Here is a 23,711-nt window from a genome sequence, read left to right on the forward strand (position 1 = left end):
CACTCCGTCGTCTACCCATAGTGACACCAGTCGGTTAATTCCTGGTGCTGCCGACCGCGGCGCGCCACGCCGCATGGAAGGCGCTGTAGCTCGGAAATCTGCTGGTGACGGCTTCCTGGAGTACGGCGTACAGGTGGTCGGAGGCTTTGCATGCCGGGCGGTCGAGGGTGCCGTCGGAGAGGAAGACCAGGGCTGCTCGGGCCATCACGAAGGCGGTGGTGCGCTCGTCGATCGGCGCGCCGAGAGAGAACTCCTCGGGAGCCATGAAGCGGGCCGAGCCGAACATCCGGCCCATGTCGTTGCGGTAGGCACCGAGTCGGTAGTCGTCGAGATCCATCGCGGTGAGCTGCCGGGTGCCGAAGTCGTAGAGCAGCGAGCCGTCGTAGAAGTCGCCGGCCACCCAGCCCTGCGAGGTGAGCAGGTCGTGCAGGTCGTACAGCTGGTCGAGCGCCGCCGTGATCTGCTCGCTGGGCAGCTCGCGGAATCGCTGGTACGCCGACCCGGGCTGCTGCGAGCTGCCGAGGTGCTCGCCGTCGCGCCATTCGTAGACGAGCAACGGGCCGCTGGGCGACTCGATCAGGCCGTGGTACTCCGGCAGCAGCGGGTGGCTGATCATGTCGGCCAGTCGCGCGGCGTTGCGCAGGATCGCTTCCCGGCGCTCGAAGGTGGAGAACGGCTTCGGGTCAGCGGGATCGCCTGCCGTCTTGACGAAGTACCGCTGGCCGGCCAGCTCGACGCCGTACGAGACGTTGCCGGAGTCCTGCGTGGTCGCGTCGAACCGCGCGAACACCTGGCCTACCTGGTCGAGATAGCTGTCTGGTCGCTGGTCGATCGTCGCGGGAAACACCCACGAGAGGCTAGCCGATGCCGGGGCCTACCAGGGTGCCGACGAAGTACGTGAGGGCCGCGGCGGCGCCGCCCAGGATCAGTTGACGCAGGCCGGAGTACCACCAGGAGCGGGTGGTGACGCGGCTGACCACTGCACCGCAGATGAAGAGCGCGGTGAGGGACATGACCAGCGCCGGGATGACTGAGGTGGCACCGAGGAGATACGGCAGGAGCGGGATGAGGGCACCGACGGCGAAGCAGACGAAGGACGAGCCGGCCGCGACGACCGGTGAGGGGAGGTCGTTGGGGTCCAGGCCGAGCTCTTCGCGGACGTGCTCTTCGAGAGCCTGCTCCGGGTTGGCGTGGAACTGCTGGGCGACCTTGTCTGCCAGCTCGGGGTCGAGACCCTTGTGCTGGTAGGTCTCCGAGAGCTCGCGCTCCTCGTCATTCGGGTGCCGCTGGATCTCGCGCCGCTCGACCTCGATCTCGGCCCGGGCCAGCTCGCGCTGCGAGGCGACCGAGGTGTACTCCCCCGCCGCCATCGAGAACGCACCAGCCGCCAGACCAGCCAGCCCCGCCAGTACGACGAACCGCGAACCGCTCTCGGTGCCGCCGTCCATCCCCGCGATCAACGCGAAGTTGGAGACCAGCCCGTCCATCGCGCCGAACACCGCAGGCCGCAACCACCCACCGGTCACATCCCGGTGGGTGTGGTCCCCCGAGTGCTCGGAGGCACCCGAGTTGGCGCTCTCAGTCACGCGGTCCAGCCGGGTCGGCCTTCACTTCTTCCCCCGGCAACGGACTGTGCGGCCCAGTCTCCTCGAGAATCGGCGCTGTCGCGCCGGAGGCGTCTGACGCGGTCGCGCTCGTCCCGGCGGGCACAGTCGTGCCCGTCGCGCTCGCCCCGGCGGCGGCTTCGTGTGGCTCCGTAGTAGACGGATCGGAGCCGGCGGCGGGTAGTCCGGCGGACGGGTTGCTGGTTGCAGCGGTCTCGTCGGACGGAACATCATTCGAGCTGGACGCAGCGTCGGTGGCGGTAGCTGTGGGCTCTCCCCCGCCAGCTGTGCCTGAGATGTCTTCTATGCCGGGCCTCAACCGGGCGCTGACCACGAAGAAGGCGACCGCGAGGACGAACAGGATGAGCGACGTCCACACGTTCAGCCGCAGGCCGCCGAACTCGTTCACCGTGTCGATGCGCAGGTTCTCGATCCACGCGCGGCCGGCGGTGTAGCCGGCGACGTACAGCGCGAAGGCGCGGCCGTGGCCGAGCTTGAAGCGGCGGCCGGCCAGGATCACCAGGGCGATCACGCCGAGGTTCCAGAGGGCTTCGTACAGGAACGTCGGGTGGAAGGTGCCGAAGTCCTGGAAGCCGTCGGGGCGGTGCGCCGGATCGATCTCCAGGCCCCACCAGTGGTTGGTCGGGCGGCCGAAGAGCTCCTGGTTGAAGTAGTTGCCGAAGCGGCCGACCACCTGGGCCAGCGCGATCCCGGGCGCCATCGCGTCGGCGACGGCGAGGAACGGCACCTTGTGCCGGCGGCAGGCGATCCACGCGCCGAGGGCGCCGAAGCCGACCGCGCCCCAGATGCCCAGCCCGCCGTGCCAGATCTTCAGCGCGTCGATCGGGTGCTTGCCCTCGCCGAAGTACAGCTCGGCGTCGGTGATCACGTGGTAGATCCGGGCGCCGACCAGACCGAACGGCACCGCCCACATGATCACGTCGGCGAGCACCTCGGCCGAGCCGCCGCGGGCGACCCAGCGTTTCCGCCCGAGCCAGTAGCCGGCGAAGATGCCGATCAGGATGCAGATGGCGTAGGCACGCAGCGGCAACGGGCCGAGGTGCCAGACGCCCTGGCTGGGACTGGGGATGAACGCCGGAACGATCACGGCGGGCAGCTGACTAGACATGGCAGTCGGGAATCTACCCGCCCCGCACCGACCGCGACCACCAACCCCATGGTCACGATTGGGAACGGAGCGTCAGCTGACTCCGCTGACGGCGGCCTTGATGCCGTCCACGGTGAGCTGCTTGCTGTCCAGCCGCTTGCCGTTCACGAACACCGTCGGGGTACCGGTCACCTCGCGCTTGGTGGACGCGTCGGAGATCGAGTCCAGCCAGCCCTTGTACGTGTTGTCCTTCACGGCGGCCTCGAACTTCGCGTCGCCGATGCCGAGCTTCTGCCCCAGCTCGAGCAGCTGCTCGGTGGTCCACACCTTGGTGAAGTCGTTGAACATCTCGTCGGCGTAGCTCAGCGCCTTGCCGTTCGCGGCGGCCGCGGCGAAGGCGTTCGCCAGCCGGGGCGACGCCTCGGGGTTGACGAAGTCCATCGGCCAGTAGGTCAGCGTCGCGGTGCCGTCCTCGACCAGCTCGTCGATCACCGGCCCGGTCTCCCGCTCGAACTCCGCGCAGTGCGGGCAGCGGAAGTCGAGGTACAGGTCGATGTGCGCCTTGGCGTCGTCCTTGCCGACCGTGACGCCCTCGCCGCTCTTGCCCGGCCCGGTGATGACGGCCGGCTCGACCCGGCCGTTCGAGCTCAGCTCGACCGAGGAGTTCTTGCGCCAGTAGTCGACGCCGACGGCCGCGATCAGGGCCAGCACCACGATGCCGACGATGATGATGCCGGGCCCGATCCGGCGCTTCTTCTCCTGCACCAGCGGGTTCACCGCCGGCCGCGACGGACCCTTGACGGTGGGCTTCGACGGACCGTTGGCCGGACGCTTGGCGGCACCCTTGCCGCCCCCTTTGGACTTGCTCACGACGCTGTGTCTCCTGATGATTCGAGCGCGAACTTACTGAACGGCTGCACGAACAGCCAGACCGCCAGAGCCAGCAGACCGGCGTCCCGCAGGATCTCCTGCAGGTACTTCGTCTGACCCGGCGCGACCTGACCGCCGCCGCCGAAGCAGCCGCAGTCGATCGCCAGCCCACGGGCCCAGGCCGACGACACAGCGGCGATGAACAACAGCATGAAGACCCCGGCCGCCACCGCCGCCGGGCGGACACCGTAACCGACGATCAGCAGCAACCCGATCGCGATCTCCAGGAACGGCAGCAACAACCCGACGATGCCGTCGAACCCCTGCGGCAGCAACTCATAGGCCCGCACCGCTTGGGTGGCAGCCTCTGGATCGGTCACCTTCAACGCGCCGGCCACCAGCATCACGCCGCCGAGGACCAGCCGGGCGACCAGCGAGACCCAGGGGAACCACGGCCTCACCGGTTGTCCTCCACCAGCTTGCCGAAGTCGTGGGCCAGGTCGCCGATGGCGGCGTTCGACAGCCACAGCACGCCGGCCTTGTCGTTCTTGCCGAAGCCGAGCACCTGCGCGCCGTGCCCGACCTCGTAACCGCCCGACGGGAGCTTCTTCATCCCCTCGACCGGTACGCCGACCGCCTTGGCGATGTCCTTGATCGACCCCAGCGGCCCGGTCAGCCCGACGAACGCCGGATCGAACCGGTCCAGGTACTTGCGGATCACCGGCCCGGAGTCACGCGACGGGTCGGTGGTGATGAACAGCACCTGCACCTGGTCACGCACCGACTGGTCCAGCTTGGTCAGCGCGGACGCGACGTCGGCCATCACGGTCGGGCAGACGTCCGGGCAGTTGGTGTAGCCGAAGAAGACCAGCGTGACCGGCTTCTTGGTCGAGGTGACCAGGTTGAACTCGTTGCCTCCGGTATCGGTCAGCACCTTGGCCGGCAGCGCGTACGGCCGGTCCAAAGTTGCCCCGCGCAACCCGTTCGGATCCCCTGCCGGGGTTCGGATGATGGCCCCGCCGGGGTTGTCCGCTGTCTGCTTCTGCCCGCCACTGCAGCCCACCAGGGCAAGCAGAGCCACCGCGGCGAGGAGAACAGCCGCGTTTCTGGTTCGACTCACGGCTGGTTCAACGGTCAACCGGCGTGCGGGGTTCCCGCCGAACGCCCTCGGCCAGGCTTTCGGTCAGTTTCCGTACGCCGGTCGCGCCGTCCGCGTCCAGCGCCTTCACGAAGGCCGACCCGACGATCACCGCGTCCGCGTACTTCGCGACGCCCGCCGCCTGGTCCGCGTTGGACACCCCGAGCCCGACGCCGACCGGAATCCCGGTGGTCGCCTTCGTCCGGTTGACCAGCGGCGCGGCCAGGTCGGAGGCCTGCTCACGCGCCCCCGTGACGCCCATCACCGCGGTGGCGTAGACGAATCCCCGGCAGTTGGAGGTGGTCAGCGCGATCCGCTTGTCCGTCGAGGACGGCGAGACCAGGAACACCTTGTCCAGCTCGTTCTTGTCTGCCGCCGCGATCCACTCGGCACCCTCGTCCGGGATCAGGTCGGGCGTGATCAGGCCCGCTCCCCCGGCCGCGGCGAAGTCGGCCGCGAACCGGTCCACGCCGTACCGCTCGATCGGGTTCCAGTACGTCATCACCAGCACCGGCACGTCGGAGTACGCCGCGATCTTCTCGACCGTGGCCAGCACGTCGCGGGTCCGCAGCCCGGCGGCCAGCGCCGTCTCGGCCGCGCGCTGGATCGTGATGCCGTCCATCACCGGATCGCTGTACGGCAGGCCGATCTCGAGCACGTCGGCGCCGCCGTCGACCAGCGCCTTGATCGCGTCGATCCCGCCGTCGATCGACGGATAGCCGGCCGGCAGATAGGCGACCAGCGCCGCGCGGCCCTCGTCGTTCGCCTTCCGGATCGCCGCCCCGGCGTTGCCCAGGGCAACCACGTCGCTCATGCCTTGCCGTCCCCGTCGATCAGGCCGAACCAGGTGCCGGCCGTGTCCATGTCCTTGTCGCCGCGGCCGGACAGGCAGACCAGGATGGTCGCGTCCGGGCCGAGCTCCTTGGCGATCTCCAGCGTGCCCGCGATCGCGTGCGCCGACTCGATCGCCGGGATGATGCCCTCGGTCTTCGCCAGCAGCCGCAGCGACTCCATCGCGTCCGCGTCCGACACCGGCCGGTACGACGCCCGCCCGGTCTCCGCCAGCCACGAGTGCTCCGGGCCGACGCCCGGGTAGTCCAGTCCGGCCGAGATCGAGTGCGACTCGATCGTCTGGCCGTCGTCGTCCTGCAGCAGGTAGGACCGGGCGCCGTGCAGTACGCCGATCTGACCCGCGGTGATCGTCGCCGCGTGCCGGCCGGTGTCGTACCCGTCGCCGCCCGCCTCGATCCCGTACAGCTTCACCGAGCTGTCCGGCACGAAGGCCGCGAACAGGCCGATCGCGTTCGAGCCGCCGCCGACGCAGGCGACCGCCGCGTCCGGCAGCTTGCCGAGCAGCTCCAGCGACTGGGCTCGCGCCTCGTCGCCGATGCCCCGGACGAAGTCGCGGACCATCGCGGGGAACGGGTGGCCGCCGGCCGCCGTACCGAGCAGGTAGTGGGTGTTGTCGACGCTGGAGACCCAGTCCCGCAGGGCCTCGTTGATCGCGTCCTTGAGCGTGCGGCTGCCGGTCTTGACCGGGATCACCTCGGCGCCAAGCAGCTTCATCCGGGCCACGTTGAGGGCTTGGCGTTCGGTGTCGACCTCGCCCATGTAGACCACGCACTCGAGATCCAGGTAGGCGCACGCGGTCGCCGTGGCGACACCGTGCTGCCCGGCGCCGGTCTCGGCGATCACCCGGGTCTTGCCCATCCGCTTGGTCAGCAGCGCCTGGCCGAGCACGTTGCGGATCTTGTGCGCGCCGGTGTGGTTCAGGTCCTCGCGCTTGAGCAGGATCCGGGCGCCGGCCACCTCGGACAGCCGGGTCGCGTCGTAGAGCAGGCTCGGGACGCCGGCGTACTCGCGCAGCATCCGCTCGAACTCGTCCGTGAAGGACTTGTCGGCCATCGCTTCCTGCCAGGCGGCCGTCAGCTCGTCGAGCGGCGCGATCAGCGCCTCCGGCATGAACCTGCCGCCGAAGCGGCCGAAGTGCCCGAGCTGGTCAGGCAACACAGCAGTCATGTCTTGGCCTTCCAGAGAATTTCCCCTGCCGGGGCAGGGGAATCTCGACGTCTAGTGACGCTGCTGGATGGCGGGGTGCGATCCCGCAGCGACGAGATCGGCGACCGAGGCCCGCGGATCGCGGCCGGTCACCAGGGTTTCACCGACGAGGACGACATCGGCCCCGGCGCGCGCGAACTCGATTACATCATGCGGACCCCGGACGCCCGACTCCGCCACCCGGATCAGGTTGGTCGGGATCACCGGGGCGACCCGCGCGAAGGTCGAGCGGTCCACCTCCAGCGTCTTCAGGTTGCGGTTGTTGACGCCGATGATCTGGGCCCCCGCGTCCACCGCACGCAGGGTCTCCTCCTCGTCGTGCACCTCGACCAGCGGGGTGAGCCCGATCGAGGACGCCCGCTCGATCAGCGAGACCAGCGCCTCCTGCTCGAGCGCGGCGACGATCAGCAGGATCATGTCGGCACCGGCCGCGCGCGCCTCCCAGAGCTGGTACGAGGAGACGATGAAGTCCTTGCGCAGCACCGGCACGTCGACCCGGCCGCGAACCGCGCGCAGGTCCTCCAGGCTGCCACCGAACCGGCGGCCCTCGGTCAGCACGCTGATCGCGGCCGCGCCGCCCTCGGCGTACTCGTACGCCAGCGCGGCCGGGTCGTCGATGTCGGCCAGCGCGCCCTTGGACGGGCTGGACCGCTTCACCTCGGCGATGATCGCGATCCCGTCGCCCCGGAACACCGGCATCGGGTCCTTGGCGTCAGGCTTGCGCTGCGCCTCCAGCTTCAGGTCGTCCAGGCTGGTTCGCGCCTGGCGCTCCGCGAGGTCCTCCCGGACCCCGGCGAGGATGTCGTCAAGCACAGTCATGATTTCGGTCCGTCCGTCAGGAGTGGTCGCTGGACTTGGCACCGAAGCCGAGCAGCTGCATCACCTTGCCGACCAGGCCGCCGGCTACGGCGATCCCGACCGAGATCCAGAACAACAGCCAGTTCGGGCCCATCACCATCGCGATGGCACCGAGCGTGAAACCCGCCAGCACGATCACCACGGCGGTCCACGCCGCCGGAGTGCTGCCGTGGTGCCCGCCCGCGTGAGCTTCGTCGCTCTCGTAGGTCACCGGTTGATCCGTGGTCGTATTGTCCATCGTTGGGCCACTCCTCGTCGTCGTCCAGTCCTATTGTGGCGGTTGCCTCCGACAGTCAGATCGTCGGGTCCTCACCTGCGTCGATCGCCTTCCACTGATCCGCCGGTGTCACGGCTGGATCACGCTCGTACCGCTGGGTGGCACGGCGCCATCGGTGCGCGGTCAGCGCGGCAACGATGCCCGCCGCGACCAGCGCGATGCCGCCTGCCAGCGCCAGCCAGGGCGCAGGGCCGGTACTGAGCGAGACAGAGTCGGTCACGGCCTGGCTGAGCTCCGGCCGGAGCCTGCTCAGCTCGGCCGCGTCAGGCCGCACCTGCAGCGCCACCGAGATCGCGGCGACGCCCAGGACGACCAGCAGCACGGACAGCACCCGGCGCAGCGCAGTACCGGCGAGTTTGGTGACGATCACGGCCACCACCGCGGACAGCGCCAGCGAGACCGGCGCACGTGTCACGTCGTGGCCCTTGAAGTTCACCAGCGGCCGGCCGCTGCCCGGGTCGGCGATCGACCAGTTCAGGTACGCCGCGAGCGCCAGGAACGCGAGCGCCACCAGGGTCAGCAGGTCCACCAGTCGTTGTGGGCGCATCAGACCTCGGAGAACGTGCCGGCGACGGCGATGGCGTTCAGGACCGCGGCGGCCTTGGTGCGGCACTCCGCGTCTTCCGAGGCCGGATCCGAGTCCGCGACGATCCCCGCACCCGCCTGGACGTACGCCGTGGTGCCGCGCAGTACCGCGGTCCGGATGGCGATCGCCGTGTCGGCGTCACCGGCGAAGTCGAGATAGCCGACCACCCCGCCGTACACGCCGCGGCGGGTCACCTCGAGCTTGTCGATGATCTCCATCGCGCGCGGTTTCGGTGCCCCCGACAACGTTCCGGCCGGGAAGGCGGCGGTGAGCGCGTCAAAGGCGGTCTTGCCGGCCTGCAGGCGGCCGGTGACGGTGGACTCCAGGTGCATCACGTGGCTGTACCGGCGGACGTCCATGAAGTCGACCACCTCGACCGTGCCCGGCGCGCAGACCCGGCCGACGTCGTTGCGGCCGAGGTCGACCAGCATCAGGTGCTCGGCGCGCTCCTTGGCGTCCGCGCGCAGCTCCTCCTCCAGCGCCCGGTCCTCCTCCGGCGTCGCGCCGCGCGGGCGGGTGCCGGCGATCGGGTGCAGGATCACCTTGTTGTCGGTGACCTTCACCAGCGCCTCGGGGCTGGAGCCGACGATGTCGAAACCGTCCAGGCGGACCAGGTACATGTACGGGCTCGGGTTCGACCGGCGCAGGACCCGGTAGATGTCGAGAGCGCTGGCCGAGGTCTGCAGCTCGAACCGCTGCGAGACAACGATCTGGAACGCCTCGCCCGCCCGGATCTCCTCCTTGGCGGTCTCCACCGCCTCCCGGTACTCCGCGCTGGAGCGCTGCCGGTGCGGGTCGGGCAGCGCCTGCTGGTCCGCGCGCACCACGTACGACGGGGTCGGCTGGGCCAGGTCGCGCTCCATCGCGTCGAGCCGGCGGACGGCGTCGGCGTACGACTCGTCCACCCGCTCGTCGGAGTCGTCCCAGTTGACCGCGTTCGCGATCAGCCAGATCTCGCCGGTCTCGTGGTCGAGCGCGGCCAGGTCGGTGGCGAACAGGAAGGTCAGCTCGGGCAGCCCGAGGTCGTCGATCGTTGTGTCCGGCAACTTCTCCAGCCGGCGGACGGCGTCGTACCCGAGGAAGCCGACCATCCCGCCGGTCAGTGGCGGCAGGTCGGGCAGCCGGGGCGTGTGCAGGATCTCCAGCGTCTCCCGCAGCGCCTGCAGCGGATCACCGGTCTGCGGCAGGCCGACCGGCGGCTTGCCGGTCCAGACCGCCTCGCCGTTGCGCTCGGTCAGCGTCGCGGCACTGCGGACGCCGATGAACGAGTACCGCGACCAGACGCCGCCGTTCTCGGCCGACTCCAGCAGGAAGGTGCCCTCGCGCTCGGCCGCGAGCTTGCCGTAGACGCCGATCGGGGTCTCCGCGTCGGCCAGCAGCCGCCGTGTCACCGGGATGACGCGCCGGTCCTTGGCGTACTCGCGGAACGTCTCCAGGTCGGGAGAGCTCATGCCTTGACCTCGAATTCACCGTGCTCGAAGCAGCTGCGGGTGCCGGTGTGGCAGGCCGGACCCTCTTGGTCGACCAGCACCAGCAGGGTGTCGGCGTCGCAGTCGACCAGAATCTGCTTCACGTGCTGGCGATGCCCGGACGTCTCACCCTTCACCCAGTACTCCTGCCGGCTGCGCGACCAGAACGTGCTGCGCCCGGTCTCGGCGGTCCGGCGTACTGCCTCGGCGTTCATCCAGCCGACCATCAGCACCTCGCGGGTGTCGTACTGCTGCACCACCGCGGGGATCAGCCCGTCCGCGTCGAAGGTGAGTTCTTCGGTGTCCACGACGTCATTGTCTCGCACTCCACTGACGGTCCCGACCGCGCGGGTACTCTGCCCGCGTGGTGGACCTCAAGGCGTACTACGCGGAGAACCGCCGGCGCGGCGAGATCGCGAAGCAGGAGTTCGCGGCTCGCACGCACGGCTGGCGCTTCGGGCTGTCCCCGTCGGCAGCGGCTTGGGCGGCCGGGCAGACGGTGATCTCAGCAGGTCAGCCAACAGCGGTCGAGGCGTGGCTGACCGAGCTGGTGCGGGCGGCTGATGCTGCCGGGGTGTTCGCGAAACCCGAGCCCGGGCAGCTCCGGACGGCGTTTGCTTCGCGGGACCCCTTGAGCGAGGAGACGACCGGGATCGGGTTCGGGTTCTGGCCGTCCTCGGCGGAGTACCTGGTGGTTCACGGCAGTGCTGTGGTGGCCTTCACGGAGCTGGGATCGACGTCGGCGTACGACGTACTGGCCGCGGTCGTGGAGAGCCTCGGCGTACCCCGTGCGAGGTCAGAGCAAGCCTGACAAGATGGCGGGATGACCTCCAGTGTTGCCCGGGTGCAGGGACTGTTGCAGGACCATCCGCTGGTCGACGGCCACAACGATCTCCCGATCGCCTTCTACGAACTGGCCGAGTACGACCTCGACGCGTACGACCTGAGCATCTCGGTGCCGAAGCTGCACACCGACCTGCCCCGGCTGCGGCTCGGCCAGGTCGCGGCGCAGTTCTGGTCGTTGTGGGTGCCGCAGGACGAGCACGCCGTGGTGCGCACCTTCGAGCAGCTCGACTTCGTCCGCAAGCTGGTCGCGCGGTTCCCCGAGGCGTTGCAGCTGGCCGTCACCGCCGACGACGTCGACGCGTGTTTCAAGGAGCGCCGGATCGCCTCGCTGATGGGGATGGAGGGCGGCCACTCGATCGGTCAGTCGCTCGGCGTGCTGCGGGTGATGCGCGAGCTGGGCGTGCGGTACATGACGCTGACCCACAACAACAACGTCTCCTGGGCCGACTCGGCGACCGACGAACCGGTGCTCGGCGGGCTGAACGACTTCGGTGAGCAGGTCGTCCGGGAGATGAACCGGATCGGCATGCTGGTCGACCTGTCACACGTCTCGGCCGACACCATGCGGCACGCGCTGCGGGTGACGAGCGCGCCGGTGATCTTCAGCCACTCGTCGGCGCGCGCGGTCTGCGACGTCCCGCGGAACGTGCCCGACGACGTGCTGCGGACGCTGACCGGCAACGACGGCGTCTGCATGGTCACCTTCGTCCCGTACTTCGTCTCGCAGGCGTACGTCGACTGGGTCGCGGGCGTCCGCGAGGTGGCCGGCCAGCTCGACCTCGATCCGCTGGTGCCGGCTCAGCAGAAGCAGCTCAAGGCGGCGTACGACGTACCGAAGCCGCGGATCACCCTCGACGACGTGGTGGCGCACGTCGAGCACGTGCGCGAGGTCGCCGGGGTGGACCACATCGGGCTGGGCGGCGACTACGACGGCTGCCCGGAGTTCCCGGACGGGCTGCCGGACGTCGCGTCGTACCCGTCGCTGTTCTACGCCCTGGCCGACCGCGGCTGGAGCGACGAAGACCTGGCAAAGCTTGCCGGTGGCAACATTCTTCGGGTACTCCGGGCCGCGGACGAGGTCGCTGGATAACTGTCAGCCGGGGCGGACCATGTCGCGGACCAGCGCCAGCGGCTCGAACCCGCCCGCCTGGTAGGTGGCGACCGCGCCGATGTTGGACAGCGGCGTCGAGACCTGCGCGGTCGACGCGCCGAGCTCGTGCAGCGCGACGGCCGCGGCGCGGGTGATCGCTTCGCCGTACCCATGGCCGCGATGGTCACGGTGCACGCCCATCGGCTCGATCAGGCCCGGCCTGCCCTTACCCGCCGACCACACGGTCACGCACGCGACCGCGGTGCCCTGCTCATCGCGCCCGACCAGACACCGGGCTGCGGCGTACGGCGTACCGGCGGCCATCGCGTGCCAGCGCTCGTCCGTGAAGGTCGAGCCGTCGAAGGACGCGCGCTGCAACGCGGTGCGCTCGGACACCGCGTCGGGGCTGACGATCTCGATCGCCAGAGCGGACTGCTCCAGCGGCTCGGCGAGCTCGTGGCGCAGTGGCTGCCACGGGTCGTCCGGACTCCAGCCGTCCTTGAACAGAAGCTCCTGCAACAACGCGTCGGTCGGCGCCTCGAGGTACACCTTGCCCTCGATCAGTACGCCGCGCTCCGGCTCGCGGCAGTCCTCGAAGATCCGCTGGTTCAGCTCCTCGTCCTCGAGCACGCCTGGCGCATAGGCGAGCCGCAGCAGGTCAGGCTCGTCCAGCATCCCGATCGCGAGTGGCTCACCGTCGCGCTCCCAGACCCGCACCGCATCCGCCGTCCGCTCAGCCCCGAACCGCCAGAACCAGCCGAGATCGCCCGGATGCAACTGCACCGGCCCCGCTTCGCTCTGCCACTCCCCCAGCTTCCCCGCCACACCCGCGAGCCCGTCCACACCGGGTGTCCCCAACCGAATCGTCATGCGCCCATCTCACACCACCACGACGCCGGGACGCACCCGACTTTCCGGACGCGTTGTTTGCGGTTCTGGACACGGGGCACGGGGCTGATTCACCGCAATCGATGCTAGGAGAAGCAGTGCTTACCCTGACTGAGAACGCCACTCTGGTGATCAAGAGCATCACGGGCGTCGAGGGCGCTCCCGAGGGTGCCGGGGTCCGGATCTCCCAGGAGAACCCGGCCGACCCCGCGCTGGCCGTCACGACGACCGAGTCGCCGCTGCAGGGCGACCAGGTGCTGGAGGAGAGCGGCGCCCGGGTCTTCCTCGAGCAGAACGCTGCCGCGGCCTTGGACGACAAGATCCTCGACGCGGCGGTCGACGAGAAGGGCGGGGTCGAGTTCCTCCTCGTCCCGCAGGCCGGCGCAGTGCAGTAGTTAAAGAGCAGATGGATGTGGGCCGGTAGCGCGAAGCTACCGGCCCACCGCCATGTCTAGGGAGCGGAACGCTGAGCGATCCAGCTGGCATGCAGACGCGTGTAGATACCGCCCGCGGCCACCAGCTCAGCGTGCGGACCGCGCTCCACCACCCGGCCGTCATCGAAGACCAGTACCTCGTCAGCCGCCTCGGCGGTGGACAGCCGGTGCGCGATGGTGACCGACGTACGACCAGCCATCAGCCGCTCCAACGCCGCATTCACCCGTACTTCGGTCCCCGGGTCGACCGCCGAAGTCGCTTCGTCCAGCACCAGCAGATCCGGGTCGGCGATGTTCGCCCGCACCAACGCGACCAACTGACGCTCACCGGCGGAGAGCGACTCGCCGCGTTGACCCACTGGCGAATCAAGACCATCCGGCAGCGACTCGAGCCAGTCGGTCAGCCCGAGCGACTCGAACGCATCCAGCAGCTGCGTGTCGGTGACATCAGGCCGGCCGAACCGGACGTTGTCGGCCAGCGACGAGTCGAACAGATACCCGTCCTGCGGCACCATCACCACCCGCTCGCGCAGCGACGCAAACGCGATCTCGCGCGCATCCACCCCGTCCAGCAACACGGCGCCCAAGGTCGGGTCCATCAGCCGGGTCAGCAGCTTGGCGAAGGTGGTCTTCCCCGACCCCGTCTCGCCGACCACAGCCACCCGGCGATGCGGCTCGAGTCGCACGTCGACATCACGCAGTACGAGGTCGCCGTCCGGGTAGGCGAAGTCCACGTCACGGAACTCCACCGTCACCGGCCCACGCGCCTGGTGCACCCCGGACTCCCCTGGGTCGACCACATCGGCCGGCGTCGCGATCACGCCGAGCACCCGCCGCCAGCCGGCGAAGGCGCTCTGCGCGTCAGTCAGCACCTGCGTCGCGATCTGCACCGGGTCGGAGAACAACGCGACCAGGAACATGAACGCGAGAATCTCCCCCAGCGTCGCCTTCCCGTCGACCCCGAGCAGCACGCCGGCCGTCAGCACGCCGGCGTTCGCCAGCCCGGCCGCCAGCCCGCCGATCGAGAAGGTGATCCCGGTGATCGCCTGCGCCTTGGTCGCGGTCTTGCGGTAGTCCTCGATCGAGGCGTCGATCCGCTGCTGCGTCCGCTGCTCGATCGCGTACGCGCGCACCACCTGCGCGCCGACGACCGGCTCGGCGATCGCCGACAGCATCTCGCCGACCTTCGCCCGCACCACGCCGTACGCCGAGGACATCAGGCCCTGCAGCGCCTTGAGGCTCGCGAACAGCGGCAGGAAGCAGATCAGCACCACCAGCGCGAGCTGCCACGAGTAGATGAACATCACCACGGTCGCGAGCACCATCTGCCCGATGCTGACCAGGAAGATGAACCCGCCGAACTGCAGGAACTGCGACACCGTGTCGACGTCGGAGGTCACCCGGCTGACCAGCGCACCACGGCGCTCGGTGCTCTGGGTCAGCACCGGCAGATCGTGCACGTGCCGGAACGCCTTGATCCGCATGGTCGCCAGGCCGCGCTCGGAGTTCGTCGCGAGCCTGACGGTGGTCAGGAACGACGCTCCGGCCGTCACCAGCACGCCGCCGAGGCAGGCCAGGCACATCCACGCCACGAACGACATGTCCGGCCCACCAGGACCCGACAATCCCTTGTCGATGGTCTGCTGAACCGCGATCGGTACGACGATCCGCCCGCCGGTCATGGTCAGCGCGAGCAGCCCGGTGATCCACCAGCCACGCGCCAGCTCCGGCGAGATCCGCAGCCCCTGGCGAAGGGTCTCCAACCCGCCCGCGTTGTCGCCTGCGTCAAGCCGGCTGGACGATGCGGCGCTCACCTGGACACTCCTTCGGAATCAAGATCATCGAGCTCGGCCTCGAGAGCAGCCTCTTCCTCACGCCGCTCCGCATCCTTCTCATACGCGTCCACCAAAGCCCGGTACGCCGCCGACCGCTCCTGCAGCTCGACATGCGACCCCTGGTCCGCGATCCGCCCCTCGTCGAGGAACAGCACCTCGTCGGCCAGCGAGATCGTCGCCTTGCGATACGCGATCACCAGCACGGTCGTGGCCGCCTCAGCCCCCTGTACCGCGGTGCGCAGCCCGGCCAGGATCCGCGCCTCGACCTGCGGATCCACCGCGCTGGTCGCGTCGTCGAGGATCAGCAGCCGCGGCCGCCGGACCAAGGCCCGGGCGAGCGCGATGCGCTGCCGCTGCCCGCCGGACAGCGTCGTACCGCGTTCGCCGACCTTCGTGTCGAGCCCGTTCGGCAGTGACTTCACGAACCCGTCGCCCTGCGCGATCCGCAGCGCGGCCCAGACGTCCTCGTCGGCGTACTCGCCGCCGAGCGTGATGTTGCCGCGGATCGTGTCGTCGAACAGCCACGCGGTCTGGGCGACCAGCGCGACCGATCCGGCCAGTTCGTCGCGCGCCAGTGAGCGCAGGTCGAGCCCATCGACGGCGACCGTGCCCTCCTCGGGATCCACCAGCCGGGTCAGCATCGTCGTCAAGGTGGACTTGCCGGAGCCGGTCGGCCCGACGATCGCCACCGTCCGGCCAGGCTCGACGGTGAAGTCGACTCCGGCCAGCACGTCACGGCCGGGGAGATACCCGAACCGCACATCGGAGACCTCGACCCGAGCGGCCGACGTCGCCGTCAGCCGCTGGTCGCCGTACTCCATCTCGCCCTCGGCGGTGAGCACTCGCTGCACCCGATCCCAGCCGACCACCGAGCGCGGCAGCTCACCGAGCACCCAGCCCAGCGCCCGGATCGGGAAGCCGATCAAGGTGAACAAGAACGCGACCTGCACGACATCACCGGCGTCGGCGGCACCCGAGCGAACCCGCCCGACACCGACCAGCAGCACCGCTAGTACGCCGATCCGCGGCAACCCCTCGATCACCGGGTCGAAGGCGCCGCGAGCCCGGTTGACCGCGATGTTCGCGTCGCGCAGCGCGTACGTCGGCTCGCGGAAGCGCTCCGTCTCGGCGGCCTCGCGGCCCAGCGTCTTGACCACCAGCGCGCCGTCGAACGACTCGTGCGCGACCTCGGAGACATCGGCCCGCAACTCCTGGGCGCGGGTGGCGAGCGGCTGCAGGGTGCGCTGGAAGATCACGTTCGCGATGAAGACCAGCGGGAAGACCAGGCAGCCGACCAGCGCCAGCCAGACGTCGGCGGCGAACATCGCGGCGGTGGCGAAGCCGAGCATCGCGATCACGCCGATCGCCATCGGCAGCGGGGCGATCACGAACCAGATCGACTCGACGTCGGAGTTGGCGTTGGACAGCAACTGCCCGGTCGGGTGCCGGTGATGCCACTCCAGCGGCAGCTTCAGGTACTGCCGGGTGACCCGGCGCCGGTACGTCGCCTGCAGCCGGTACTGCATCACGCCGGCCCCGATCCGGCGGCCGACGACGCCGATGGCGCGCAGGATCGCGATCCCGAGGAACAGCGAGACCAGCGACGCGAGCGCGCCGAAGGTGGTGTCACCGCGCTCGAGGGCCGGCCGGATCACGTGGTCGGTCGACCACCCGAGCGCCCAGCCGTCGGCGACCGTCATCGCGCCGTACAGCATGCTCGCGGCCACCGACCAGGCGAACACCCACGGCTCTTCCCAGATCGCCACCCGCAGGACCGCGAACCCCCGCCGGGTCACGCTCCCCTTGCTGGGAACTCTCGGCTGTGGCACGCAAACATCCTTAGGACGACGCTGTCAGGGGCGTAGCCAGCCAGAGAGCTGACAACGACCGCCATTCTGCCACTGTGCACCGACAACTACGATCGAGTTGTGACCGACTACAGCAAGGTAGAACGACTCGCCCTGTGTGACCTGTTCGACCAGCTAGGGCCTGATCAGCCCACTCTGTGTGACGGGTGGAACACCCATGACCTCGCGGTCCACCTGTACGTCCGGGAGTCCGACCCGATCGCCGGGCCGGGGATCATGATTCCGGCCCTCGCCGACACCACCGCCAAGCGGTCGGCGCAGACGAAGGCGAAGTACAGCTTCACCGAGTTGGTCGACAAGGTGCGCAACGGGCCGCCGACCTTCTCGATCTACTCGTTCCCGGGGCTCGGGCACAACCTGAACACCACCGAGTACTTCGTCCATCACGAGGACGTCCGCCGGGCCCAGCCCGACTTCACGGTCCGCGAACTGCCCGTCGCCCAGCAGAAAGGCCTGTGGGGAGCGGTGAAGCTCGGCGCCAAGGCGATGACCCGGAAGGCGCCGACCGGCATCGTGCTGCGGCTGCCGAACGGCACCGAGGCGGTCGCGAAAAAGCCGACCGAGGCAGGCTCCGTCACGCTGACCGGCGAAGCGGCCGAGCTGGTGCTGTTCTGCTTCGGCCGCCAGAGCGTCGCGAAGGTCGAACTGGACGGCACGCCCGGCGCGGTGGAACGGCTCCAGGCCGCTTCGTTCGGATTCTGACGCAGGCCCGCCGCTACTCCGCGGCGGGTTGCCCGGTCGCGGGCTCCGTCGTCTCGGCGGCCGACTTCTTCTTCCGCCAGCGCTGCACCAGGCTGCTGACCACCGTGGTCAGCAGCACCAGCGCGATCGCCGCGACGACGCCCTGCCACGGCTCGGGGAACAGCGCGTACCCGAGCAGTCCGATCGCCATGTAGACAGCCGCCCATGCCGACGAGGCGGCCAGGTCGACCACCGCGAACCGATGCCAGCGGTACCCCGCCAGCCCTGCGGCCAGCAGCACCGGGATCCGCCCGCCCGGGATCAGGCGCGAGGTCAGCAACACGGTGATCTCGTGCTCGGCCAGCCGCACCCGCAACGCGTCGAGCGCTTCGTTGTCCCGCAACCAGCCGACCCGTTTGGCCAGCTTCTCCCCGCCCGCCCGGCAACCGGCGTACACGATCAGGTCGCCCAGATACGCGCCACCGGCACCAGCGATCAGTACGCCGACCAGCCCGATCGGATTGTCATGCGACGCCAGTACCGCGCCCGCCGACACCGCCGCACCGGTCGGCAGGATCGGCAGCACCGCGCCGATCAGCACCGCGCCGGCCAGCGCCGCGAGATAAACCCAGCCGAACTCTTCACCCGTCATTGCCCGACCACCTCGGTCGACTCTCCTGGCTGCAGCAGCTCCACCTTCACGGCGGCATCCACCTCGGCCATCGCTTCCTTGAACTTCTCCCCCGGCGGCAGGAACAGGTCCGGCCGCAACCGATCGCACCCGATCGGCCAGAACGTCCCGAAATGCACCGGTACCGCGATCCGCGCGCCAACCCGCCGAACCGCCTCGGCCGCGCGCACCGGGTCGAGATGCCCCGGCCCGAGCGACGGTCCCCAACCGCCGACCGGCACCAACGCCAGGTCGACCGGAGCCACCTCGGCCGACAGGTCGTCGTACAGGTCGGTGTCGCCGGCGAACCAGACACTCGGCGAGCCCTCGACCCGGAACCCGAGCGCGGGGCCGCGATGCGCCGACCAGGGCAGCCGCCGCCCGTCGTGGTCGGCCGTGACGACCGTGATGTCGAGACCGCCGATCCGAACTTGGTTGCCTGGGGCAACCTCAATGCAGCGGTCGGAGTAGAACGCGCCGCTGTCGGCGTGGATCAGCTTCGCCGCGCCGCGCGGTACGACCAGGGCGGCGTCCGGCGAGACCAGCGGCAGCGACGTCAGGTGCAGGTGGTCGGCGTGCATGTGCGAGATCAGTACTGCGTCGCACTGGCCGGCCTCGGGTGTCGGCGCCGGGCCTCGACGCCGCCGGACGTGCGCGATCCGGGAGGTGAGCACCGGGTCCGTCAGGAGCCGGGTGCCGCTCTCCTCGATGGTGGTGGTGCTGTGACCCCACCAGGTGATCCGCACTCTCAGGCCTCCACGCTTGCGTCCGTCGAAGTGGGCACCTGGTCAGGTTCTTCGGCCGCTGTTTCATCGACCGCAGCCTTGCGCTGACCGAGCTGGTCGAGCCAGCTGATCAGCAGGTGGTGCACCGCGTCGGAGCCTACGGGTGGCTCGTCGACCACCCAGCGGCGCGGGTGCACGAGCACGGCCTCGGTCTGCCAGCCGCCGATCCCGCCGTGGCAGCCGACCAGCTCCTCGAACGCGGCCACCTCGCGGGTGTAGTCGTCCAGCCGGGAGATCACCACGATGTCGCCGTTGTGCGGCATCTCGGCCTGCCGGAGCATCGACACGGCCGCCATCGGGCCGTAGCGCTCCAGCGGGTCGACGCCCTCGATCCGGCCCGACCGCAGGACGTGGACGCCGGAGCTGCCGATCGCGACCGGTCCCTCGGCGAGCGATTCGACCACGACGAATCCGATGCCCGGGTGCGTCGCGAGCCCCGGGATCAGCCGGGGATGCTGCAGCTCGATCTCCTCCAGCGGCACCCGGCCGGGCGTCTTGGCCAGATAGATCAGCGCGAGGTTGCCCGAGGCCGTGACGATCATCTGCTCGTCGGCCGCGACTGCCGGTTCGCAGTCGGCAGGCCCGAGCTCCACCTCGCCATGGGGCGCCCTGCCGTGCAGCGCCTTGCGGGTCACCTTGCCGCCGACGCTCGCGCGCAGGCTCAGCTCGGTCAGGAACGCGTTGACCGGCCCCCAGCCCTCGGACCGGCCGGTGGCGGCGACCGGCTCCTTAGTGGTGTCGACCAGGTCGTCGATGACCTGGGTCAGGGTCCGGCCGTAGCGCTGCAGAAAGGTCGATCCCTGGCTCTGGCCGTGGTCGGACAGGATCACGATCTCGTACGAGTGCGGCAGCAGGTCGATGATCCGCTTGAGCGCTCCGAGCACTCGGTCGAGCCCTTCGAGGGTCTGCAGCGACTCCGGCCGGGTCGGGCCGGCGTGGTGCGCGACCTCGTCGTAGTCGACGAAGTCGCAGTAGATCACCGGGGTGCCCTTGACCAGCTCGTCGGTGATCAGGGAGACGTTCAGGTCGCGCAGCAGCACGTTGGAGATGGCCCGCAGGAAGATGTACGAACCGCCGCGGTTGACCCGCGGCACCAGGTCGCGCACCCGCTGCCGGCGGGCCTGGTGGAGTTCCTTGATCATCTCGGCGACACACAGCACCAGCCCGCGGGCAGCGCCCTGCGGACTGGAGAAGAACCGGACGTACCCCCGGCTGCGGCCGGTGGGCAGCGCGGCCCGGCTGAACACCAGCTCCGACTTGGGCGCGTCGCCGGACCAGTTGTTGCTGATACTCGCGCCACCGTCGGCGAGCAGGCCGCGACCGGTCGACATCCGCGCCTCGATCTCGGCGGCGTCCCGGGCCCGGTTGGTCACCATCACCCGGCCGGTCTCTTTCTCGTACCAGCGGAAGGCCGGGATCTGCCCCGAGCCGCCGTGCAGGATGCCCGCCTGGCTGGCCGGTGTGGTCGCCGGCACTCCGGTGTGCCACTCGACCATCGAGTGGCTGCCGTCCCGGATCCAGCCGCCGAGATGCGGCAGGTTGCCCGACATCACCATCCAGTTGAGCAGCGGCGCGGACAGCCCGTCCAGCTGGATCACCAGCATCCCGGTCTTCGGCGCCGCCTGGAGCTTGCGGGCCCGGCGGCGCACGACGCGCATCACCTCGGACACGTAGGCGTCGTCGCTGCCGGCGTACGCGACCCAGCCGACGAACGCGCTCACCGACGACATCACGATCGAGACCACCAACGGCGCCTCGACCCCGCCGTGCAGGTGCACCCCTGGATCGATGTTGACCGCCAGGTAGACGACCCCGAACTGCGAGAGCAGTCCACCGACCAGCACGCCGACCGAGCCGATCAGCACCGCGATCCCGGCCAGGATCCAGCGCACCACCAGCCCGACCACGGCGAGGATCACCACCAGCCGCAGGATCGGCAGCGCGCCGTCGCTGGTGCTGATCTGCGGCAACGTCCAGAAGGTGATCAGCAGCGAGATCAGCGAGGCGAGCCCGCCGAGGACCATCGCCTGGATGCCCCGGGTGGTACGACGCAGGTCCAGCCAGACCGGCCGGCGCTGCCGACGATCACTGGAAACCTGCTCGGGTGGTTTAGCCATCAGGTACTTCGGACTCCCCGTTCGCGCGTTTGTGCCAGACCGAGCCTACGAGCCCGGGTCCAGCAGCGGCGTACTCCGCCACGCACCGAACGGGTTGATCCAGGGCGAACCCGGACCCCGGGCCGGGGAGAACCCCCGGCCCGGAGCCGCGCAGGTCACTGGACCTCTACGTAGTCCACTTCGGCGAACTGGGTGCCCTTGGTCAGCCGGACCGTGTTCCAGCCGGCGTTCAGGGTGACCGGGACGGAGGCCTGCCGCCAGTTGTCCCAGCCGGCCGCCGGGTAGCTGATCGAGCCCTGACTGTTGCCGTTGACAACCACGCCGTGACTGGCGGTCGCGCCCATCCCGTTCGCGTAGCCGACCGACAGGGTGTGGCCGCCGGCCGACGCGGCGAACACCGAGACCTGGACCCAGGAGTCCGCGAAGTCGATGTAGGCGGCGACCGCCCCGCCCGAGGCGCCGGCCGCGCCGGTCCGGACCGAGCAGTGGTTCAGCGTGCCGCGCTCAGCCTCGGTCCGGACCCGGCTGCCGCGGACCACCGGGAAGTCGTTCGCCCAGCCGAGGTCGGCGACGTACAGGTGCCGTGAGCCGTTCACCCAGCCGTGCAGGAAGACCTTGTTGCCGACGAAGTCCGCGCCGCCGGGGCCGCAGACGTGGTTGTCCATGCTGGCCGTGGTCATCAGCGGCCGGAAGGCGTTGGTCCACGGGCCGTTGAGGCTCGGCGCGGTCGCGTACGACGTCTGGTAGTTGCAGTCCGTGTAGCCGCCGCTGGAGTAGAAGAGCACGAACTGGCTCCCGCGCTGGACCAGGTCCGGCGCCTCGATCACGCCGCTGGCCGTCAGCATCGCGGTGTTGCCGCCGGTCAGGGCGGTGCCGTTGTTCGTGGTCCGGGTCAGCCAGAGCGTGGACGGCTGGCCGATCGCGTTGCCGTCGTTCTTCCAGGCCAGATAGCGGACGCCGTCGTTGGCGACGAAGGTGTTCGCGTCGATCGCCCCGCCCTTGTCCAGCGGGCAGATCAGCGGCTGGCCGCCGAGCGGGGTGAACGGGCCGAGCGCCGAGCTCGCGGTGGCGACGCCGATGCACTGCCGGCCGGAGGCCTTGTGCCAGGCGGTGTAGGTGAGGGTGAAGCTGCCGTCCGGGTTGGGGTGGACGTCGGGCGCCCAGGTGCGACCGCCCTGGGCCCAGCTCGCCGACGGGCCACCAGGCATCGCGTCGCCGCGGATCGTCCACGGTCCGTTCGGGCTCGAGGCAGTGGCCACCGGAACGTTGCCGCGGCCGTTGTTGGTCGAGTACGCGTACCAGGTGCCGTTCTTCTCGAACACGTCCGGATCGGGGAAGTCCTCGCCGATGACGGTGGCCGGGAAGGTCGCGGCGGTCGTTCGCTGGACCGCTGCGTCGGCGGGGGCGGAGAGCAAGGTCAGGGGCAAGGCGAGGGCGGCGATCGCCGCCAGGATTCTGCTGCGCATGAAGGGCTCCTCAGGTGGGGCGGTACCTGTGGACGACACTTTTACATCGATTCACCTAAGAATCGATAGCTGGAAATCATTTCGATCCATTGACAGTGCCTAGTCGCTGGTGGAAATTTCTTTCACATGGACGACATCCTGCAGCGGCTGCGTGGTCTGCGCCCCACCATGGGCGGCGCGCTGATCCGGATCGCCGACTTCCTGCTGGCCGAGCCCGCCGAGGCCGCCCGGCTGACCATCACCGATCTCGCCGACCGGACCGGCACCTCGCCCGGCACCGTGACCCGGTTCTGCCACACCGCCGGATTGTCCGGCTTCGCCGCCCTCAAGGTCGCGCTCGCCGAGCAGGTCGGCCGCTCCGGCACCAGTCGCTGGAGCACTGACATCGGCCGGCAGATCGACCCGGGCGACGACCTCGACCAGGTGCTCAAGGTGATCGTCGCCGCCAACACCCAAGCACTGCTCGGTACTGCGGACCAGCTCGATCTCGCCGTCGTCGACCAGGTCGCGGGGGCGGTCACTGACGCACGCGCGATCCATCTCTTCGGCGTCGGCACCAGCGCGATCACCGCCGACGAACTGCGGATCCGGTTGCAGCGCATCGGTTTCGCCTGCTGGCTCTGGCCGGAGGTGCACGGCGCGCTGGTTGCGGTCGCGTTGGCCGACGAACGCGACCTGGTGATCGGCATCTCTCACTCCGGCCAGATCTCCGAGACCATCGAAGTACTGCGCACCGCCGCCGGGCGTGGCGCCCACACCGTCGCCATCACCAACGACCCGACCTCCGCCCTGGCCGCAGAGGCCGAACTGACCCTCACCACCGCCCAGACCGGTGATGAACCAGCCGACGCGCTCGCCGACCGGCACGCGCAGCTCCTCGTCCTCGATGTGCTCTACACCCGGGTCGCCCAGCTGAACCACGCCCGCACGCTGGCCGCCCTGGAGACCACCGCCGCGGCCATCGACCCCCGACGGGTCCCGAAGCCGAAGCGCCGCCGCACTCCCCCGAGCTGAAGCATCCGCTGAACCTCGAACAGATCGGGCGCGATCACTGGACCGGACG

Annotated in this window: 25 protein-coding genes; 5 read left to right on the top strand and 20 right to left on the bottom strand. The window is 69.7% G+C overall.

The genetic code is table 11. The features are described 5' to 3' along the window. Positions 1-34: 34 nt before the first annotated feature. The 13 genes from AB0P21_RS04450 to hisI all read right to left on the bottom strand — a co-directional run bounded on the left by AB0P21_RS04450 (position 35) and on the right by hisI (position 10,276). Positions 35-847: a hypothetical protein gene (locus AB0P21_RS04450; RefSeq protein WP_363693652.1), complete on the bottom strand. Its 813-nt coding sequence runs from the start codon at positions 845-847 to the stop codon at positions 35-37. 10 nt (positions 848-857) lie between these two features. Beyond that, on the bottom strand, positions 858-1,586 hold the full coding sequence (locus AB0P21_RS04455) for a VIT1/CCC1 transporter family protein (RefSeq protein ID WP_363693653.1): 729 nt from the start codon (positions 1,584-1,586) through the stop codon (positions 858-860). After that, positions 1,579-2,733, bottom strand: a complete 1,155-nt coding sequence (gene lgt, locus AB0P21_RS04460; RefSeq protein ID WP_363693654.1) for a prolipoprotein diacylglyceryl transferase — start codon at positions 2,731-2,733, stop codon at positions 1,579-1,581. Before lgt ends, AB0P21_RS04455 begins: the two co-directional genes overlap by 8 nt. Positions 2,734-2,805: 72 nt before the next feature. After that, the gene (locus tag AB0P21_RS04465; protein WP_363693655.1) at positions 2,806-3,582 is read right to left on the bottom strand and encodes a thioredoxin domain-containing protein; all 777 of its coding nucleotides are present in this window, start codon (positions 3,580-3,582) and stop codon (positions 2,806-2,808) included. Further along, positions 3,579-4,043, bottom strand: a complete 465-nt coding sequence (locus AB0P21_RS04470; protein ID WP_363693656.1) for a MauE/DoxX family redox-associated membrane protein — start codon at positions 4,041-4,043, stop codon at positions 3,579-3,581. The genes AB0P21_RS04465 and AB0P21_RS04470 overlap by 4 nt, the downstream gene beginning before the upstream one ends. Then, positions 4,040-4,702, bottom strand: a complete 663-nt coding sequence (locus AB0P21_RS04475; protein WP_363693657.1) for an SCO family protein — start codon at positions 4,700-4,702, stop codon at positions 4,040-4,042. The genes AB0P21_RS04470 and AB0P21_RS04475 overlap by 4 nt, the downstream gene beginning before the upstream one ends. 7 nt (positions 4,703-4,709) lie before the next feature. Beyond that, positions 4,710-5,534, bottom strand: coding sequence for a tryptophan synthase subunit alpha (gene trpA, locus AB0P21_RS04480; protein ID WP_363693658.1), 825 nt, complete (start codon positions 5,532-5,534; stop codon positions 4,710-4,712). Beyond that, entirely contained in the window at positions 5,531-6,739 is a 1,209-nt protein-coding gene (trpB, locus tag AB0P21_RS04485; RefSeq protein WP_363693659.1) for a tryptophan synthase subunit beta, read from the bottom strand. Before trpB ends, trpA begins: the two co-directional genes overlap by 4 nt. 51 nt (positions 6,740-6,790) lie before the next feature. Continuing rightward, positions 6,791-7,597, bottom strand: a complete 807-nt coding sequence (gene trpC / locus AB0P21_RS04490) for an indole-3-glycerol phosphate synthase TrpC (protein WP_363693660.1) — start codon at positions 7,595-7,597, stop codon at positions 6,791-6,793. 16 nt (positions 7,598-7,613) lie between these two features. Then, positions 7,614-7,874, bottom strand: coding sequence for an HGxxPAAW family protein (locus AB0P21_RS04495; protein WP_363693661.1), 261 nt, complete (start codon positions 7,872-7,874; stop codon positions 7,614-7,616). A gap of 55 nt (positions 7,875-7,929) precedes the next feature. Further along, a complete protein-coding gene (locus AB0P21_RS04500; protein ID WP_363693662.1) occupies positions 7,930-8,460 on the bottom strand; it encodes a Trp biosynthesis-associated membrane protein in 531 nt (176 codons plus the stop codon). Next, positions 8,460-9,950: an anthranilate synthase component I gene (locus AB0P21_RS04505; protein WP_363693663.1), complete on the bottom strand. Its 1,491-nt coding sequence runs from the start codon at positions 9,948-9,950 to the stop codon at positions 8,460-8,462. The genes AB0P21_RS04500 and AB0P21_RS04505 overlap by 1 nt, the downstream gene beginning before the upstream one ends. Next, positions 9,947-10,276, bottom strand: a complete 330-nt coding sequence (hisI, locus tag AB0P21_RS04510; protein WP_363693664.1) for a phosphoribosyl-AMP cyclohydrolase — start codon at positions 10,274-10,276, stop codon at positions 9,947-9,949. The genes AB0P21_RS04505 and hisI overlap by 4 nt, the downstream gene beginning before the upstream one ends. 56 nt (positions 10,277-10,332) lie before the next feature. Here hisI and AB0P21_RS04515 point away from each other — a divergent pair, with 56 nt between their 5' ends. Together AB0P21_RS04515 and AB0P21_RS04520 are read left to right on the top strand one after the other, a co-directional pair. After that, on the top strand, positions 10,333-10,779 hold the full coding sequence (locus tag AB0P21_RS04515; protein WP_363693665.1) for a hypothetical protein: 447 nt from the start codon (positions 10,333-10,335) through the stop codon (positions 10,777-10,779). Positions 10,780-10,791: 12 nt separating this feature from the next. Further along, on the top strand, positions 10,792-11,904 hold the full coding sequence (locus AB0P21_RS04520) for a dipeptidase (protein WP_363693666.1): 1,113 nt from the start codon (positions 10,792-10,794) through the stop codon (positions 11,902-11,904). Between the two features lie 3 nt (positions 11,905-11,907). On the opposite strand, the gene AB0P21_RS04525 is transcribed toward AB0P21_RS04520, so the two are convergent. Next, positions 11,908-12,774, bottom strand: a complete 867-nt coding sequence (locus tag AB0P21_RS04525) for a GNAT family N-acetyltransferase (protein WP_363693667.1) — start codon at positions 12,772-12,774, stop codon at positions 11,908-11,910. 116 nt (positions 12,775-12,890) lie between these two features. Here AB0P21_RS04525 and AB0P21_RS04530 point away from each other — a divergent pair, with 116 nt between their 5' ends. Then, positions 12,891-13,187 (top strand): Fe-S cluster assembly protein HesB, encoded by a 297-nt coding sequence (locus AB0P21_RS04530; protein WP_363693668.1) that lies wholly within the window; start codon positions 12,891-12,893, stop codon positions 13,185-13,187. Positions 13,188-13,243: 56 nt separating this feature from the next. Here the strand turns inward: AB0P21_RS04530 and AB0P21_RS04535 are convergent, their stop codons facing one another. Then, complete coding sequence (locus AB0P21_RS04535) at positions 13,244-15,040, bottom strand: ABC transporter ATP-binding protein (RefSeq protein WP_363693669.1); 1,797 nt, start codon at positions 15,038-15,040, stop codon at positions 13,244-13,246. Beyond that, positions 15,037-16,890: an ABC transporter ATP-binding protein gene (locus tag AB0P21_RS04540; protein WP_363693670.1), complete on the bottom strand. Its 1,854-nt coding sequence runs from the start codon at positions 16,888-16,890 to the stop codon at positions 15,037-15,039. The genes AB0P21_RS04535 and AB0P21_RS04540 overlap by 4 nt, the downstream gene beginning before the upstream one ends. A gap of 99 nt (positions 16,891-16,989) precedes the next feature. Here AB0P21_RS04540 and AB0P21_RS04545 point away from each other — a divergent pair, with 99 nt between their 5' ends. Next, a complete protein-coding gene (locus AB0P21_RS04545) occupies positions 16,990-17,631 on the top strand; it encodes a TIGR03085 family metal-binding protein (RefSeq protein WP_363693671.1) in 642 nt (213 codons plus the stop codon). A 13-nt stretch (positions 17,632-17,644) separates the two neighbouring features. Here AB0P21_RS04545 and AB0P21_RS04550 read toward each other — a convergent pair whose 3' ends face one another. The 4 genes from AB0P21_RS04550 to AB0P21_RS04565 form a co-directional block, all read right to left on the bottom strand. Then, positions 17,645-18,262, bottom strand: a complete 618-nt coding sequence (locus AB0P21_RS04550) for a VTT domain-containing protein (protein ID WP_363693672.1) — start codon at positions 18,260-18,262, stop codon at positions 17,645-17,647. Continuing rightward, entirely contained in the window at positions 18,259-19,026 is a 768-nt protein-coding gene (locus tag AB0P21_RS04555; protein WP_363693673.1) for an MBL fold metallo-hydrolase, read from the bottom strand. Before AB0P21_RS04555 ends, AB0P21_RS04550 begins: the two co-directional genes overlap by 4 nt. Positions 19,027-19,028: 2 nt before the next feature. After that, positions 19,029-21,182 carry an alkaline phosphatase family protein gene (locus AB0P21_RS04560; RefSeq protein ID WP_363693674.1) on the bottom strand — a complete coding sequence of 718 codons (2,154 nt, stop codon included), beginning with the start codon at positions 21,180-21,182 and terminating at the stop codon, positions 19,029-19,031. Between the two features lie 155 nt (positions 21,183-21,337). Beyond that, positions 21,338-22,648 (bottom strand): family 43 glycosylhydrolase, encoded by a 1,311-nt coding sequence (locus AB0P21_RS04565; protein WP_363693675.1) that lies wholly within the window; start codon positions 22,646-22,648, stop codon positions 21,338-21,340. A 126-nt stretch (positions 22,649-22,774) separates the two neighbouring features. Between AB0P21_RS04565 and AB0P21_RS04570 the strand changes: the two genes are divergently transcribed. Beyond that, positions 22,775-23,662, top strand: a complete 888-nt coding sequence (locus AB0P21_RS04570; protein ID WP_363693676.1) for a MurR/RpiR family transcriptional regulator — start codon at positions 22,775-22,777, stop codon at positions 23,660-23,662. The last annotated feature ends 49 nt before the right edge of the window (positions 23,663-23,711 follow it).

Source organism: Kribbella sp. NPDC056861, assembly GCF_040687575.1.
Classification (GTDB): domain Bacteria; phylum Actinomycetota; class Actinomycetes; order Propionibacteriales; family Kribbellaceae; genus Kribbella.